Origin of the sequence: Fodinibacter luteus (assembly GCF_039541575.1) — a bacterium.
GTDB classification, from domain to species: Bacteria; Actinomycetota; Actinomycetes; order Actinomycetales; family Dermatophilaceae; genus Fodinibacter; species Fodinibacter luteus.
In genome coordinates this window covers 211168-226708 of record NZ_BAABGM010000013.1, presented here as the reverse complement: position 1 = coordinate 226708, position 15541 = coordinate 211168, and the positions used below count along the sequence as shown (strand labels likewise).

The window sequence follows — 15541 nt, the reverse complement described above, 5'->3', positions numbered from 1 at the left end:
CTCCGCACAGGTTGACGCACGACCGCTGCGGTGACTCCATGTCATCCGGGCCCCGGGCGGACGCGACGTGGGCCATGGTCGGCGCCGGCGGGCATGCCCGAGTTCTCCACGACGTGCTCGTCCGCGGTGTGGCCGGATCCTCGCAGTGAGCGGTCAGGCACGCGGCCCGCCTTGGGACGTCCCGGTGTTCACCGGCGAGGACGAGCTGGCCGCCTTCGTGGCTGGCACCGGGGCCGCCGTGCGCGACTACCTGGACTGAACCCGACGTCGCTCCACTCGGGCGACCACCGGACGACGATGCCGCGCTCCCACCCGGGAGCGCGGCATCGGCGCAGGACGACGTCGAGCGTCTTCGGTCCGGCGTCGGGAACGTCCTGCTGATGGTCCGGGCAACGTTCCGAGCCCGGGTGCGGGCGAACAGGTCCGGAGCTGGGGAGACGGACGGGTCAGTCGGGCGGCAGGGCGTCGTCGCGGCGACGCCAGAAGACGAGCGCGCGCAGGGCATCGCGCCAGAGCCTCCGGCCCTCCTCGGGAAGCAGGACGGCGCGCACCCGGTCGAGCCGGCGGCGCCGGGACAGGGCGCCCCGCCAGACGGTGCGGGCGTCGCCGGTGACGTCGTCGAGGTCGGATCCGGGTCGCGCGTAGCGCGCCTGCTCGAGGGTGGCGACGACTCGGCCCAGCGCGTCGCTCTCCTCGCTCGTGAGGTAGGCCGCCCGGCCGATCTGCCGCGACGCCTGCCGCGGGGTCGCGCCGTCGGGCGGCACGAACCCGATGTCCTGCAGACGCAGGAGGAGGGACTGCCACTCCGCCTCGACGCGCTCGGCGTCGTCGCGCGCGCGACGCTGCGCGCGGCGCCGGGCGAGCCACGCGCCGAACGGCACGACCGCGACGGCCAGGGCCGCGAGGAGGATGACGACGACGGTCGTCGCGTGGTCGGACACGAAGCGTCCGACCGACCCGGCTGCCCCGCTCCCGGACGTCGTCAGGTCCTCGGCGGTCACGTCGCCGTCGGGGCGAGTCGACGGTGCGGCCGTCGACGACGGCGTGGTGGCGCTCGGCACCGGGCTCTCCGAGGCCGCCGGGTCGGTGGGGGCCAGGCTGTAGTCCGGCGCGGTGGTGCTGCGGGACCCCGGCGTCGGCTCGAAGCGCACCCACCCGAGCTGCGGGAAGAACAGCTCGGGCCAGGCGTGGGCGTCACTGACGCGCACGACCTGCTCGTCGCCGTCGGCGACGCCCGGCAGGAACCCGACGGCCATCCGGGCCGGGATGCCGGCGGCCCGCGAGAGCATGATCATCGCCGAGCTGAACTGCACGCAGTAGCCCCGCTTGGTCTCCAGGAAGAGGGAGAGCGGGTCGACCGGGAGGTTCCCGTCCGCCTCCTCCTCGGCGACGTCGAGGGAGTAGGTGAACTGCGGTCCGCGCAGGTAGGTCTGGACCGCCCGGGCCACCTCGAGGGCCGAGTCGCCCTCGTCGGTCAGCTCGGCGAGCAGCGCCCGCACCTGCGCCTCGGAGCGCCGGTCGACCTCGAGCGTCGAGTCGTCGACCGGCGGGGCCTCGCCGTCGGCGGCGAACTGCCCGGCCTCCGGGTCGAGCTCGACGAACTCGGCCGTGTAGGAGCGGAACGGCTGGCTCACCTGCACGAGGCCGCCGACGGTGACGTTCCAGGTGCCTGCGGGGAAGGGGGTGCCGATGGTACCGGGCGGGAGGGCCACCTGCGGCACGCGCATCGCGTTGTCCGTCACGGCGATCCGCTCGACCCGCCGCGACACCTCGGACCCCGCTTCGGGACCCGGGATCTGGCCGTCGACGGGCACGAACGTGAAGTCCGGGGTGGCCTGCCACTTCCCGCGGCGGTAGGTGTCGAGGATGCCGACCCGCAGCGGCTGGAGGTCGTCGGACGTCGTGCGGTACCGCAGCACCGGGTCGTCGGACCGGCTGCCGAGGTCCTGCGCGATGTCGATGCTCGAGGACAGCCGCACGCTCGACCCGCCGCCACCGCGGGCGTCCTCCCTCTGTCCGAGGCCGTCGGCGATGAACGTCGTCGGGAGGTGCGGCACGACGGCCGGCACGAGCACGGCCGCTGCCACCGCCGTCGCCCCGAGCACCCGACCGGTCGTCGCGAAGGCCGTCGTCGGGTCGGCCATCGCACCGGACGACCGCGGCGCCGAGGTGCCCCAGGAGCGCAGCGACAGCACGCCCTGGCGCCCGACGAGGGCCAGCCACGCGAGCGCCGCGGGAACGGCGTACCAGGCACTCAGGCCGTCACCCGTGTTCGTCGCCGACCCGAGGTAGGCGGACAGCAGTGGGATGCCGGCCAGCGCGGGGCTGCGGTACGTCACCCCGATCGCGTCGACCGCCACGGCCGTGAGGCCGACGAGCAGGCTGATCGCGAAGATCGTGCCCCGGTCGGACGGCGCGGGGGCCGACGAGTTCGTCACCGTCTCCTGGGCCTGGGTGAGCAGGATCCCGAACGCCCGGCCCGTCTCGGGAGTGGGCACGAGGTCGGCCCACAGGTGGCCCCGCCCGTGGAGCAGGGCGGTGGCCTGGACGAGGAGGGCCACCTGGCCGACGACGACGAGAGGGCGTGAGGACGTCACGCGGCGCAGGCCCATCCCCGCGAGGGCCACGACGAGCACGAGGACGGCGCTCGGCCGGAACCACGTGCTCGGCGTGAACAAGGTGGTGACCGGCAGGGTGACGGCGAGCGTCGCGAGCGCCGCCAGCAGGGCCTCGACGGGCCGGACCCGGTTCACCGCGCTCCCACGACCTGGCCGCCGACGACCGCCGACCACGCGAGCGGCGGGGCGGTCCGCGCGTCGACGACCGTCGTCATCCACCCGGAGGACTGCAGCGACGCCACGGTGGCGGCCGGTGCTGCGGCGGGGGACCGGCCCGCCCGGGCGCGGCCCGAGAACGCGTCCGGGTCGACGACCATCGCCGCCCCGGCGGAACCCGGCTGGCGCAGCGCCGCGAGCGTTCGCACGTCGTCGTCGGCGAGGGGGCCGCCGACGTAGACGACGAGGCCGCCCTGGGCGGTCAGCGCGTTCGCCGCGTGCAGGACGGCACGCAGGCTCTCGTCGTGCTGGAGGCCGACCCGGGCCAGGGTCTCCAGCCCCTCCTCGAGGCTCTCGTCGTGGTGCGCGCCGGTGTCGGTGCCGGTGTCGGCGGTGAGGAGGTGGACGGCGTACCCGGCGTCGACGACGTGCGCGGTGACCGACGCGGCCGTCGTCACGCACCACTCGAGCGAGCTGCTGCGGCCCGACCCCCCGTGGCCGACGGCCCGCGAGTCGAGGATGACGACCGCCCTGCGCTTCGACGGTCGGTCCTCCTGGCGCACCATGAGCTCACCGGTGCGCGCCGTCGCGGGCCAGTGGATGCGGCGCAGGTCGTCGCCGTCGCGGTACTCGCGCACCGTCTGGTCGTCCTCGCCGTGGAGGGCGACCATGTGCGGCACCGACCCCTCGGAGCCGATCCCGCTGCCCAGCGAGCGGCCGGTCGGCAGGGGCAGGACCCGGGGGAGGACGACGAGCTCCGCGTCGCCGCTCACGGCGGCGCTGCGCAGGGTGAGGCCGAACGGGTCGCGCACCCGCACGCTGAGCGGCCCGATGCGGTGCACGCCCCGGGTGTGCGAGCGGACCGAGTACTGCACCTCCTGAGACTCGCCGGGACGCAGCGACGGGAGCACGAAGCGGGGCCGGTCGCCGAGTGCGTAGTCGATGGACTCCTCGGCCATGACGACGGGCGAGGCGCTCGACTCGGCGTTGCGGATCCGGACGGTGACGACGGCACGCTCGTCGATCGCGACCCTGGCCGGCACCGCCGTGCGCACGACGTCGAGCCGCAGCCCGTGGCGGCGGACGAGGGGGAGGGCCATCGCGACGAGCGCGAGCAGGAGCACGCCGACCCGGGTCACGTCGTGCTGGCCGAGGAGGATGCCGGCCGCGACGAGCACGAGGCCGCACCCCACGAAGGAGGCGCCGCGGGTGGTGAGGGACCGTCGGAGGGCTCGCACGGGCGGCTCAGCGGGTCGGCGCGGGGACCCGGACGCGCTGCAGGAGGTCACCGACGACGTCGGCCGTCGTGCGCCGGGCCATCTGCGTCTCGCCGGTGGGGATGAGGCGGTGGGCGAGCACGGGCACCGCGACCTGCTGGACGTCGTCGGGCAGCACGTGGTCACGCCCGGAGAGCGCGGCGTGGGCCCGGGCCGCCCGCAGCAGGTGGAGCGTCGCCCGCGGCGAGGCCCCGAGGCGGAGGGCGGAGCTCGAGCGGGTGGCGTGCGCGAGGTCGACGATGTACTGGCGGACGGCGGGGGACGCGTGCACCTCCCGCACCGCCTCGACCATCGCGGAGACGGTGGCGGCGTCGGTGACGGGCTGCAGGTCCTGCAGCGGTGAGACCCCACCGTGGAGGTCGAGCATCTCGAGCTCGGCCCGCGCCGAGGGGTAGCCCATCGAGATGCGGGCCATGAAGCGGTCGCGCTGCGCCTCGGGCAGCGGGTAGGTGCCCTCCATCTCGATCGGGTTCTGGGTGGCCATGACGATGAACGGCTGGGGGAGCGAGTAGGTCGTCCCGTCGACGGTGACCTGGCCCTCCTCCATCGACTCCAGGAGTGCGCTCTGGGTCTTCGGCGAGGCCCGGTTGATCTCGTCCCCGACGACGACGTTGGCGAAGATCGCGCCCGGCCGGAACTCGAAGTCGCGCACGTCCTGGTTGAACACCGAGACGCCGGTGATGTCGCTCGGCAGCAGGTCGGGGGTGAACTGCACCCGGCGGACCCGGCAGTCGATCGAGCGGGCGAGGGTCTTCGCGAGCAGGGTCTTGCCGACCCCCGGCACGTCCTCGACGAGGAGGTGCCCCTCGGCGAGCAGCACGGTGATCGCCGTCCGCACGACGGCCTGCTTGCCCTCGATGACCGAGTTCATCGCGGCCGCAAGGGAGGCCGAGACCTGGAGCACGGTGTCGAGCGAGGCACCCCGGGTGGTCTCGACCGGCTCGCGGTCGGTCGCGGTGCGTCGGTGGTCGTCGAGCTCGCTCACGTGGAGGTCCCTTCGTCGTCGGTATCCGCCCAACGATCGGTGGGCAGACCGCGTGCCCTCGATCTTGCCCCACGGTGGCCCCCCAGCGGGAGGCCGCAGCCACACCTGCGTGATCCCACCACCGTCACCCACCGAGCGCCAGAGAGCGACCCACGACAGCCCCCGCGCATCCGTTCCCGGCGGCTGAACGGGCCGGATGCCGGGTGGTCGGGTCGGGCGTCGGGTGAACCCGCCCCACTTCGCACCACCACGCTGACCTGCAGTGTAAGGCGAGAAATGCTCGAGAAGTGGGTGAGAACGGAGCATGGAGGGGCAGTAGTGGAGTAATGTGGGGGAAACCGGTGGAACCCGGAGGGTTGCGAGGGTCGAGGAGGTGGCGCCCGTGGACGCGTTCCTGGGCACCCACACGCCCCGGCTCGACGACAAGGGGCGGCTCTTCCTCCCCGCGCGCTACCGCGCCGAGCTCGCCGGCGGCCTCGTCGTGACGACCGGCCAGGAGGGGTGCCTCTACGTCTTCCCCACGGCGGAGTTCCACCGCATCTCCGCCGAGATGCAGGCGGCCCCCGGGTCCTCGCGCCCGGTCCGCGACTTCGTCCGGGTGTTCCGGGCCAGCGCCCACCCCGACACCCCCGACCGCCAGGGCCGCATCACCATCCCGGCCCCGCTGCGCGCCTACGCCCGGCTCGACAAGGACTGCACGGTCATCGGCAACGGCAACCGCCTCGAGGTCTGGGACTCCACGGCGTGGGCGGACTACCTCGCCGAGGTCATGCCGGCCTACTCCGCCTACTCCGTGCCGACCCAGGAGGTGGTGCCCGGCCTCTGACGTCCACCGTCACGGCATCCGCAAGCACGGCATCCGCCGCAGGACCCGACCCCCCGAGCACCGACCGACCCGACCGCCGGCCTCCAGCCGACCCGCTCCCGACGCGACTTCCCCCGCGCCGGGCCCGGATCGGATGGGGACCCGCAGCCGGGTCGCGCCAACCCACCGACCGCCACGACCCACCGCACGGACACCGCACCACCGACACGACGGCACCGAGACCGACCGGAGACACGATGAGCAGCGCAGGAGACTCCGCCGAGCGGCACGTCCCCGTGCTGCGCGAGCGCATCGTCGACCTCCTCGCGCCGGCGCTGGCCACCGAGGGGGCGGTCTGCGTCGACGCCACCCTCGGCCTGGGGGGCCACGCCGAGGCCCTGCTCGACCGCTGCCCCTCGGCACGCGTCATCGGCCTCGACCGCGACCCCCAGGCCCTCGAGCTCGCGGGCGCACGCCTGGTCCGCTTCGGTGACCGCTTCCTCGGGGTGCACGCGGTGTACGACGCGATCGCGGACGTCCTCGCCGAGCACGCGGACGGCACGGCGCGCGGCATCCTGTTCGACCTCGGGGTCTCGTCGCTGCAGCTCGACGAACCCGACCGCGGCTTCGCGTACCGCCACGACGCGCCCCTCGACATGCGGATGGACCAGCGCGCGGGCATCACGGCTGCGCAGGTGGTCAACACCTACCCGCACGGCGAGCTGGCCCGGATCCTGCGGACCTACGGTGAGGAGCGTTTCGCCGGGCGGATCGCGTCGGCCATCGTGCGCGAGCGCGAGAAGGAGCCGTTCACGACCTCGGCCCGTCTCGTCGAGGTGCTCCGCGCTGCGGTGCCGGCCGCCTCGCAGCGAAGTGGTGGGCACCCGGCGAAGCGCACCTTCCAGGCGCTGCGCATCGAGGTCAACGCCGAGCTCGACGTGTGGGAACGCGCCGTGGCGTCGGCCCTCGACGTGCTCGCCCCCGGCGGGCGGATCGCGGTGCTGTCGTACCACTCGCTCGAGGACCGCATCACCAAGCGGGCCTTCGCTGCCGGAGCCCACAGCCGCACGCCCCCCGGGATGCCGGTCGAGCTGCCCGAGCACGCCGCCTACCTGCGCCTGCTCACCCGAGGCGCCGAGGTGCCCGACGAGCAGGAACAGCACCGCAACCCCCGATCCGCCTCGGCACGACTGCGTGCCGCCGAACGCCTCGCACCGAACGGAGCCCCCGCATGAGCCAGCTCGCCCCGGCCAGGACGCTGCCCCGCACCGGCTCCCGCCGCTCGACGGGAGCGACCCCCCGCCAGCTCAGGGTCGTCGCGCCCCCGGAGATCCGCGGCAACGGTGCCTTCCTCGCCCTGTGCGTCCTGCTGCTCCTCGGGGGTTTCGTCGGCGTCCTGCTCCTCAACACCGCGCTGGCCAAGGGGTCGTACACGATGCGCGACCTCCAGCACCGGTCCGATGAGCTGACCGACACCCAGGACTCGCTGCGCCACTCCATCGACGCGGTCTCGGGCCCCGGGCCGCTCGCCAAGCGCGCCCGGGCCCTCGGGATGGTGCCCGCGGAGTCGCCAGCGTTCCTGCGCCTGTCGGACGGCAAGGTGCTCGGCGTGGCGAAGAAGGCCAAGGCGGACAGCACGTTTAGCGTGGTCACCGAGTCCACGGCCCCGACGAGGAGCACGACCGTGCCGAAGGCCACCACGCCCGCCACGAAGCCTTCGCCGACGCCGTCGGCGAGCCCGGCCGCCCGTCCCGACACCCCGCCCGTCCCGACGGTCCGGTACCGGTGAGCCCGCCGCCCGGGACCCCCGCCCCGCTGACCGCCACCCGCGGCCCGACACCCCACTGACCGCCGCCCGACCGACACCCCCGACGGAGAGCCCGTGACCCAGCGCAGGACGCCACCGCCCTCGGGGCGCGCGCGCCCCGGCTCGGCCCCCGCGGCCCGAGGCGGCGCCCGCCCCGCCGGGGCCCGCCCCACGACCTCGCGCCCCGTCGGCGGTCGCACCACCGGCACCCGCCCGGTCGGTGGTCGTCCCGCGCCCCGCTCCGGAGCGGCACCCCGCCAAGGCGCCGCACCCCGCGAGGGAACCGCGGCGCGCACCGGCGCCGCGCCGCGCCCGGCAGGCGCCCGCCGTCCCGCCGCGGCCACGGGCCGTGGTGGCGGTGGCGGTCGTGGTGGCACCGCCGGTCGGGGCGGTCGTGGCGGTCGAGGTGGCCCCGCCGGTCGCGGCGGAGCCGGAGGAGGGGCGGGCCGTCGCCGGGGCACGGCCCCCGGCGGCTCGCCGACCGGCAACCCGCGGCGGCGGATGCGCTTCCTCACCGTCGCGAGCCTGTTCGTCCTGAGCGTCTTCGGCGCACAGCTCGTGCGGATCCAGGGCTTCGACGCCGAGGCCGTCGCCGAGGAGGCCCAGCTGCGGCGGGCGACGGTGCAGGTCATCCCGGCGATGCGCGGCGAGATCCTCGCCTCCGACGGCACCGTGCTCGCGTCGAGCGCGGTGCGGGAGGTGGTCGTCGCCGACCAGCAGGCGGTGTGCACCCACGGGACGCGCAGGCACGAGTGCGACCCCTCGACGTCGGCGGCCGCCGTGGAGCGGGCCGCGACCGAGCTCGCCCCGCTGCTCGGGACGACCGCCGCCGAGCTCGTGCCCCAGCTCACCGGCACGAACCGCTACGTCGTGCTGAGCCGGGACGTCACCCCGCTCACGTGGAACAAGATCGCGGCCCTCCGGATCCCCGGCATCAACCGCGACCGCCGCGAGACCCGGTCCGAACGCGTCTACCCGCAGGGCGCGACGGCCGCCTCGCTCGTCGGGTTCGTCACCGGCGACGGCAACCCCGGCGGCGGTGTCGAGCTCATGATGGACGCCCACCTGCACGGCAGCCCCGGCCGGCAGACCTTCCAGCGGGGTCTCGACGGCACGATGATCCCGGTCGCCGAGAGCACCCTCGTGCCCGCGGTCGACGGCAACGACGTGACCCTCACCCTCAACTCGAGCCTGCAGTGGTACGCGCAGAACTCGCTCGCCCAGCGGATCAAGGAGACGGGTGCGCGGTCCGGCACCGTCGTCATCATGGACGTCGAGTCCGGCGACCTGCTCAGCGTCGCCTCGTACCCCACCTTCGACCCGGACACCGACATCGGCAAGAAGGGGGCGACCCTGCGCAACCTCGCCTTCGAGGACGTCTTCGAGCCCGGCTCGACCTCGAAGGTCATGACGATCGCGGCGGCCCTCGAGGAGCAGGCGGTCACGCCGTCGACCCCGGTCGTCATCCCGAACCGGCTCAGGCGCCACGACGCCAACTTCAAGGACAGCCACGAGCACCCGACGCTCTACCGCACCGTCGCCGGCACCCTCGCCGAGTCGAGCAACATCGGCACCATCCTCGTCAGCGAGACCCTCAAGCCGTCGACGCTCGAGGGGTACTTCCGCAAGTTCGGGATGGGGTCGAGGAGCGGCAGCGGGTTCCCGGGGGAGGCCTCCGGCGTGCTCGCGAAGAGCGAGGACTGGAGCGGCACGCAGCGCGCGACGGTCGCCTTCGGCCAGGGCGTGTCGGTGAGTGCGATCCAGGCGGCCTCGGTGTACCAGACGATCGCGAACGACGGCGTGCGCGCCACGCCGAGGCTCGTCCAGAGCCTCACCGACGCCGACGGCACCGTGCAGCCCACCCCGGAGTCGACGAAGGTACGCGTCGTGTCCCACCGCACGGCGTCCGACATCAGCCGGATGCTCGAGGGCGTCGTCAGCGACGAGGGCACCGCCGAGGAGGCCCAGATCCCGGGCTACCGCGTCGCCGGCAAGACCGGCACCGCCGAGTACTTCGACCCCCGGGTGGGCCGGTACTCGGGCAAGACGGCGAGCTTCATCGGGTACGCCCCGGCCGACGACCCGAAGATCGTCGTCGCCGTCATCGTCCAGAAGCCGGCGTACCCCTTCTTCGGCGGCTACGTCGCCGGCCCGGTCTTCAAGGACGTCACGACCTACGCCCTCCAGGAGCTCAAGATCCCCCCGACCGGCGCCAAGCCCGCGAAGGTCACGATCAAGGTGGACCCCGAGCGGGCCCTCGCCGACCCCACCCTGCTGCGCAACGGCACGAAGCCGACCCCACGGTAGGGTCCTCCGACGTGGCCGTACCCCGACCGACGCAGCTGCGCAGCACCCCGGTCCGTGACCTCGCGACCCTCGTGGGGGCCGTCGACGGGGCACCCGACACCTCGTCCGACGTCGTCGTCACGGGGGTGACGCTCGACTCCCGGGCCGTTCGGCCGGGTGACCTGTACGCCGCCCTCCCCGGAGCGCGCGCCCACGGTGCGGACTTCGTCGACGCCGTCGCCCGGGACGGGGCCGTCGCCGTGCTCACCGACGCCGCGGGGGTGCAGCGGGTGCACGACGCCGGCGTCGCCCTGCCCGTCCTCGTCGTCGAGCACCCCCGGTCGGTGCTCGGGGCCGTCGCCGCCCGGGTCTTCGGCACCGAGCGGCTGTCCCTGCGCCTCGTGGGCATCACCGGGACGAACGGCAAGACGACGACCGCCCACCTCGTCCACTCGGCGCTCACGGCGATGGGTCGCAGCACGGGCCTCATCGGCACCGTCGAGACCCGCATCGGGGACGAGCGGGTCGGCAGCGTGCGCACGACGCCCGAGTCGCCCGAGCTGCACGCGCTCCTCGCGGTCATGGCCGAGCGGGGCCTGGACACGTGCGTCATGGAGGTCTCGAGCCACGCCCTCGCCCAGCACCGGGTCGACGGGGTGCGCTACGACGTCGCCCTCTTCACGAACCTCTCGCAGGACCACCTCGACTTCCACGCGGACATGGACGACTACTTCGCCGCGAAGGCGTCGCTGTTCACCCCCGAACGGGCCCGGCAGGGCCTCGTGTGCGTCGACGACCCGTGGGGGCGCCGCCTCGTCGAGCGCGCCGGCATCCCTGTCTCGACGATCGGCAGCACGGCCGACGCCGACTGGCGGGTGACCGTCGACCCCGACGACCCGTCCGCCTTCCGCCTCGGCGCCGACGGGGTGGACCTCAAGCTGAGGTCGAGCCTTCCCGGAGGCTTCAACGTGACGAACACGGCGATGGCCGCCGCCGCCCTCGTGCTCCTCGGGGAGGATGCCGGGGCCGTCGGCGACGCCGTCCTCACCGACCCCCACGTCCCCGGCCGGATGGAGGCCGTCGCCGCCCCCGTGGGGACGAGTGCGCCCCGGGCGGTCGTCGACTACGCGCACACGCCGGAGGCGATCCGCGCCGCCCTGCAGGCCCTGCGTCCCTCGACCCCGGGCCGCCTCGTGTGCGTCACCGGCGCCGGGGGCGACCGCGACCGCGACAAGCGGCACGCGATGGGCGCCGCCGCGGCGCAGGTCGCCGACGTCGTCGTCGTCACCGACGACAACCCCCGCTCCGAGGACCCCGCCACGATCCGCGCGGCGGTGCTCGAGGGGGTGGAGTCGGTCCGGGCGGAGGGGCGGCCGGACGTCCTCGTCCTCGTCGTCGGCGACCGAGGCAGGGCGATCCGGGCCGCCGTCGACGCCGTGTGGGCCGACGGCCCGGACGCCACCGTCGCCGTCGTCGGCAAGGGGCACGAGCGGGGCCAGGACGTCGGCGGGGTCGTGCACCCCTTTGACGACCGGGCCGAGCTCGTCGAGGCGCTGCGACTCGCCGCGGGGGTGGGCCCGGCGTGATCGCCCTCACCCTCGCCGAGGTCGCGCGCGCCACGGGTGGCCGCCTCGAGGTCCCGTCCGGTGTGCGCCCCGACGCCGTCGTCGTCGACGGCCCCGTCGTCACCGACTCGCGCGAGGCCGGGCCGGGCAGCCTCTACGTCGCCCGGCTCGGCGAGCACGCCGACGGCCACGACTTCGTCGCCGGCGCCGTCGAGCGCGGGGCCGTCGCCGCCCTCGTGAGCCGGCCGGTCGAGGGCGTGCCGTGCGTCGTCGTCGACGACACCGAGCTCGCCTTCGGGGCGCTCGCCCGCGAGGTCGTCGCGAGGGTGCCCGGGCTCGCGGTCGTCGGCATCACCGGGTCGTCCGGCAAGACGAGCACGAAGGACCTCCTCGGGACCGTCCTGGCCGGGGCGGGGCCCACCGTCGCGCCCGTCGGGTCGTACAACTCCGAGATCGGCGTGCCGCTCACGGTGTGCCGCGTCACGAGCGGGACCCGGTTCCTCGTCGTCGAGATGGGCGCGCGCGGCATCGGCCACGTCGCCCACCTCGCCCGGGTCGCCCCGCCGCGGGTGGGGGTCGTGCTCAACGTCGGCACGGCGCACGTCGGGGAGTTCGGCTCCCGCGCGGCCATCGCCACCGCGAAGGCCGAGCTGGTCGCCGCCCTGCCGGCGGACGGGGTCGCGGTCCTCAACGCCGACGACCCCGTGGTGCGGGACATGGCCGCCGTGACGACGGCTCGGGTCGTGCTCGTCGGCGAGGCCGAGGACGCCCAGGTGCGCGCCGGCGACGTCGAGCTCGACGCGGGCGGCCGCCCCACGTTCACCGTGCACGCCCCGCAGGGCACGCGCGTCGTGCGGCTCGGCCTCGTCGGGCGCCACCACGTCGGCAACGCCCTCGCGGTGCTCGCGGTCGCCACCGAGCTCGGGATGCCGTTCGAGGAGGTCTGCGCCGCACTCGAGTCCGCCCGGCCGGTGAGCAGGTGGCGGATGGAGGTCGTCGAACGCGCCGACGGCGTCACGCTCGTCAACGACGCCTACAACGCCAACCCCGACTCGATGCGCGCCGCGCTCGCCGCCCTGGAACGGATGGGTCAGGGGCGGCGCACCTGGGCCGTCCTCGGCACGATGCTCGAGCTCGGCGACGAGTCGGAGGTGCTGCACGCGCAGGTCGGCGCCGACGTCGTCGCCCACGGCGTCGACGAGCTCGTCGTCGTCGGCGAGGCGGCCGCGGCGCTGGCCGCCGGTGCTCGCGACGCCTTCGACCACCCTGCAACGTCCGGCAGGTCGGGGGTCCCGACCCCCGACCTGCCGGACGTCGGGGGCACCCGGGTCCGCACCGTCCCCGACGCGGACGCCGCCCACGACCTCCTCGACACCGAGCTGCGCCCCGGCGACGTCGTCCTGTTCAAGTCCAGCCGCGACGCCGGACTACGGTTGCTCGGTGACCGACTGGCCGGGCAGCGAGAGGACCTGACGTGAAGGCTGTCCTCATCGCGGCCGTCGTGTCGCTCGTCATCGCGCTGTTCGGCACCCCGATGTTCATCCGCTTCCTCGTGCGCAAGGGCTACGGCCAGTTCATCCGCGACGACGGCCCCACGTCGCACCACACGAAGCGCGGCACACCGACGATGGGCGGCACGGTCATCGTCGCGAGCTCCCTCGTCGCCTACGCCGTGGCGCACCTCGTCACGGGGCAGGGGCCGACGGTCAGCGGCCTGCTCGTGCTGTTCCTCATGACCGGCCTCGGCTTCGTCGGCTTCCTCGACGACTACATCAAGATCAGCAAGCAGCGCAGCCTGGGCCTGCGCTCGGGCGAGAAGCTCGCCGGGCAGACCCTCGTCGCCGTCGTCTTCGCGATCCTCGCGCTCCAGTTCCCCAACGAGGCCTTCCGCACCCCGGCCTCGACGTCGATCTCGTTCGTGCGCGACACCGGCCTCGACCTCGCCTTCATGGGGGCGCTCGTCGGCGTCATCCTCTTCGTCATCTGGGCCAACATCATCGTCGCCGGCACGTCGAACGGCGTGAACCTCACCGACGGCCTCGACGGCCTGGCCACGGGGGCCTCGGTCATGGTCTTCGCGGCCTACGTGCTCATCGGCATCTGGCAGTTCAACCAGAACTGCCAGTGGAACCCGGGCACGAAGTGCTACGAGGTGCGCGACCCGCACGACCTCGCCATCGTCGCCGCCTGCGGCATGGGGGCGTGCTTCGGCTTCCTGTGGTGGAACGCCTCACCGGCCAAGATCTTCATGGGCGACACGGGGTCCCTGGCCCTCGGCGGCGGGCTCGCCGGCCTGGCGATCCTCACCCGCACCGAGCTGCTCATCGTCATCCTCGGCGGGCTGTTCGTCACGATCACCCTCTCGGTCATCATCCAGGTCGCGAGCTTCAAGACGACCGGGAGACGGGTGTTCCGGATGGCGCCCCTGCAGCACCACTTCGAGCTGCTCGGCTGGGCAGAGGTGACGATCGTCATCCGGTTCTGGATCATCGCCGGGCTCTTCGTCGCCCTCGGGCTCGGCCTCTTCTACGCCGAGTGGGTCGTGGGGGCCGGATGAGCGGCGGCACCACCGACCGGCTCGCCACCCTGACCCACCGCGACGCCGACTGGTCCGGGCTGCACGTCGTCGTCGCCGGTCTCGGCGTCAGCGGCTTCGCGGCCGCGGACGCCCTCCTCGAGCGAGGCGCCGTCGTGCTCGTCGTCGACGGAGCGGCACCGGCCGAGGGCTCGGCGATGTCCGAGCGCGCCCGCATCCTCGACGTCCTCGGCGCCCGCCTCGACCTCGGCCCCGGCGCGGTCGAGCGGATGCCGTCCGCCCCCGTCGACCTCGTCGTCACCTCCCCGGGCTGGCGGCCCGACCAGCCGCTCCTCGCGGCCGCCGCCGCGGCCGGCATCCCGGTGTGGGGGGAGGTCGAGCTCGCGTGGCGGCTGCGCCCGCGCGAGGGCGCCGCCCCGTGGCTCACGGTCACCGGCACGAACGGCAAGACGACGACCGTGCAGATGCTCGCCTCGATCCTGCGGGCCGCAGGGCTGCGCGCGTGCAGCGCCGGCAACGTCGGCACGCCCGTCCTCGAGGCCGTCATGGACCCCGAGCCGTTCGACGTCATCGCCGTCGAGCTGTCGAGCTTCCAGCTGCACTGGTCGCACTCGCTCGCCCCGCGGGCCTCGGTGTGCCTCAACGTCGCGCCCGACCACGTCGACTGGCACGGCTCCCTCGACGAGTACGCCGCCGCGAAGGGCCGGGTCTACGCCAACACCGAGGTCGCCTGCGTCTACAACGTCGAGGACGAGCGCACCCGGCGCCTCGTCGAGGCGGCCGACGTCCAGGAGGGATGCCGCGCGGTCGGGTTCACGCTCGGCGTGCCGGGCCCGTCCGAGGTCGGGCTCGTCGACGACGTCCTCGCCGACCGGGCCTTCGTCGTGGAGCGCCGCACCTCGGCGGCCGAGCTCGCGACCCTCGACGACCTGAGCGGTGGCGGCCCCCCGCCGGCCCCGCACCTCGTCGCGAACGCCCTCGCGGCGGCCGCCCTCGCCCGGGCGCACGGCGTCCCGGCCGCCGCGGTGCGCGCCGGGCTGCGGGCCTTCGTCCCCGAGCCGCACCGCATCGCCGAGGTGGGCACGGTCCGCGGCGTGCGGTGGGTCGACGACTCCAAGGCGACCAACCCGCACGCGGCGCGGGCCAGCCTCCTCGCCTACGAGAACGTCGTGTGGGTGGCGGGCGGGCTGCTCAAGGGGGCCGACGTCGACGAGCTCGTCGCGGCGGCCGCCGGCCGGCTGCGCGCGGCGGTGCTCATCGGCCGGGACCGGGCGGCGATCGCCCAGGCTCTCGCCCGACACGCGCCCGATGTCCCCGTCGTCGACGTCGAGCGCACCGACACTGGAGCCATGGACCTGGTGGTGAGGGAGGCCCTGGCGCTCGCGCGCGAGGGGGACGTCGTCCTCCTCGCACCCGCCGCCGCGTCCATGGACATGTTCGCCGACTACGGCGCCCGCGGTGACGCCTTCGCCGGCGCGGTCGGCCGGCTCGCCGCGGGGGAGTAGC

At 74.6% G+C, this 15541-nt stretch carries 11 protein-coding genes; 8 read left to right on the top strand and 3 right to left on the bottom strand.

The window, feature by feature from the left end; translation table 11 throughout:
* Positions 1–446: 446 nt before the first annotated feature.
* Genes ABD899_RS10750 through ABD899_RS10740 form a run of 3 tightly spaced genes read right to left on the bottom strand, consistent with a single transcriptional unit; the run spans position 447 to position 4955 of the window.
* Entirely contained in the window at positions 447–2753 is a 2307-nt protein-coding gene (locus ABD899_RS10750) for a transglutaminase TgpA family protein (protein WP_345205626.1), read from the bottom strand.
* Positions 2750–4012, bottom strand: coding sequence for a DUF58 domain-containing protein (locus ABD899_RS10745; RefSeq protein WP_345205624.1), 1263 nt, complete (start codon positions 4010–4012; stop codon positions 2750–2752). The genes ABD899_RS10750 and ABD899_RS10745 overlap by 4 nt, the downstream gene beginning before the upstream one ends.
* 7 nt (positions 4013–4019) lie before the next feature.
* Complete coding sequence (locus ABD899_RS10740) at positions 4020–4955, bottom strand: AAA family ATPase (protein WP_345205747.1); 936 nt, start codon at positions 4953–4955, stop codon at positions 4020–4022.
* Positions 4956–5418: 463 nt separating this feature from the next.
* On the opposite strand from ABD899_RS10740, the gene mraZ reads away from it, so the two are divergent.
* The 8 genes from mraZ (at position 5419) to murD (ending at position 15540) form a co-directional block, all read left to right on the top strand.
* Positions 5419–5862 carry a division/cell wall cluster transcriptional repressor MraZ gene (gene mraZ / locus ABD899_RS10735; protein WP_345205620.1) on the top strand — a complete coding sequence of 148 codons (444 nt, stop codon included), beginning with the start codon at positions 5419–5421 and terminating at the stop codon, positions 5860–5862.
* A gap of 236 nt (positions 5863–6098) precedes the next feature.
* Positions 6099–7076 carry a 16S rRNA (cytosine(1402)-N(4))-methyltransferase RsmH gene (gene rsmH, locus ABD899_RS10730; protein WP_345205618.1) on the top strand — a complete coding sequence of 326 codons (978 nt, stop codon included), beginning with the start codon at positions 6099–6101 and terminating at the stop codon, positions 7074–7076.
* A complete protein-coding gene (gene ftsL, locus ABD899_RS10725) occupies positions 7073–7630 on the top strand; it encodes a cell division protein FtsL (protein WP_345205615.1) in 558 nt (185 codons plus the stop codon). The genes rsmH and ftsL overlap by 4 nt, the downstream gene beginning before the upstream one ends.
* Before the next feature lie 519 nt (positions 7631–8149).
* A complete protein-coding gene (locus ABD899_RS10720) occupies positions 8150–9955 on the top strand; it encodes a peptidoglycan D,D-transpeptidase FtsI family protein (protein WP_345205613.1) in 1806 nt (601 codons plus the stop codon).
* Positions 9956–9966: 11 nt separating this feature from the next.
* Entirely contained in the window at positions 9967–11520 is a 1554-nt protein-coding gene (locus ABD899_RS10715) for a UDP-N-acetylmuramoyl-L-alanyl-D-glutamate--2,6-diaminopimelate ligase (protein ID WP_345205610.1), read from the top strand.
* The gene (locus tag ABD899_RS10710) at positions 11517–12977 is read left to right on the top strand and encodes a UDP-N-acetylmuramoyl-tripeptide--D-alanyl-D-alanine ligase (protein WP_345205608.1); all 1461 of its coding nucleotides are present in this window, start codon (positions 11517–11519) and stop codon (positions 12975–12977) included. Before ABD899_RS10715 ends, ABD899_RS10710 begins: the two co-directional genes overlap by 4 nt.
* Positions 12974–14056 (top strand): phospho-N-acetylmuramoyl-pentapeptide-transferase, encoded by a 1083-nt coding sequence (gene mraY / locus ABD899_RS10705; RefSeq protein ID WP_345205606.1) that lies wholly within the window; start codon positions 12974–12976, stop codon positions 14054–14056. The genes ABD899_RS10710 and mraY overlap by 4 nt, the downstream gene beginning before the upstream one ends.
* The gene (murD, locus tag ABD899_RS10700) at positions 14053–15540 is read left to right on the top strand and encodes a UDP-N-acetylmuramoyl-L-alanine--D-glutamate ligase (protein ID WP_345205603.1); all 1488 of its coding nucleotides are present in this window, start codon (positions 14053–14055) and stop codon (positions 15538–15540) included. Before mraY ends, murD begins: the two co-directional genes overlap by 4 nt.
* The last annotated feature ends 1 nt before the right edge of the window (position 15541 follow it).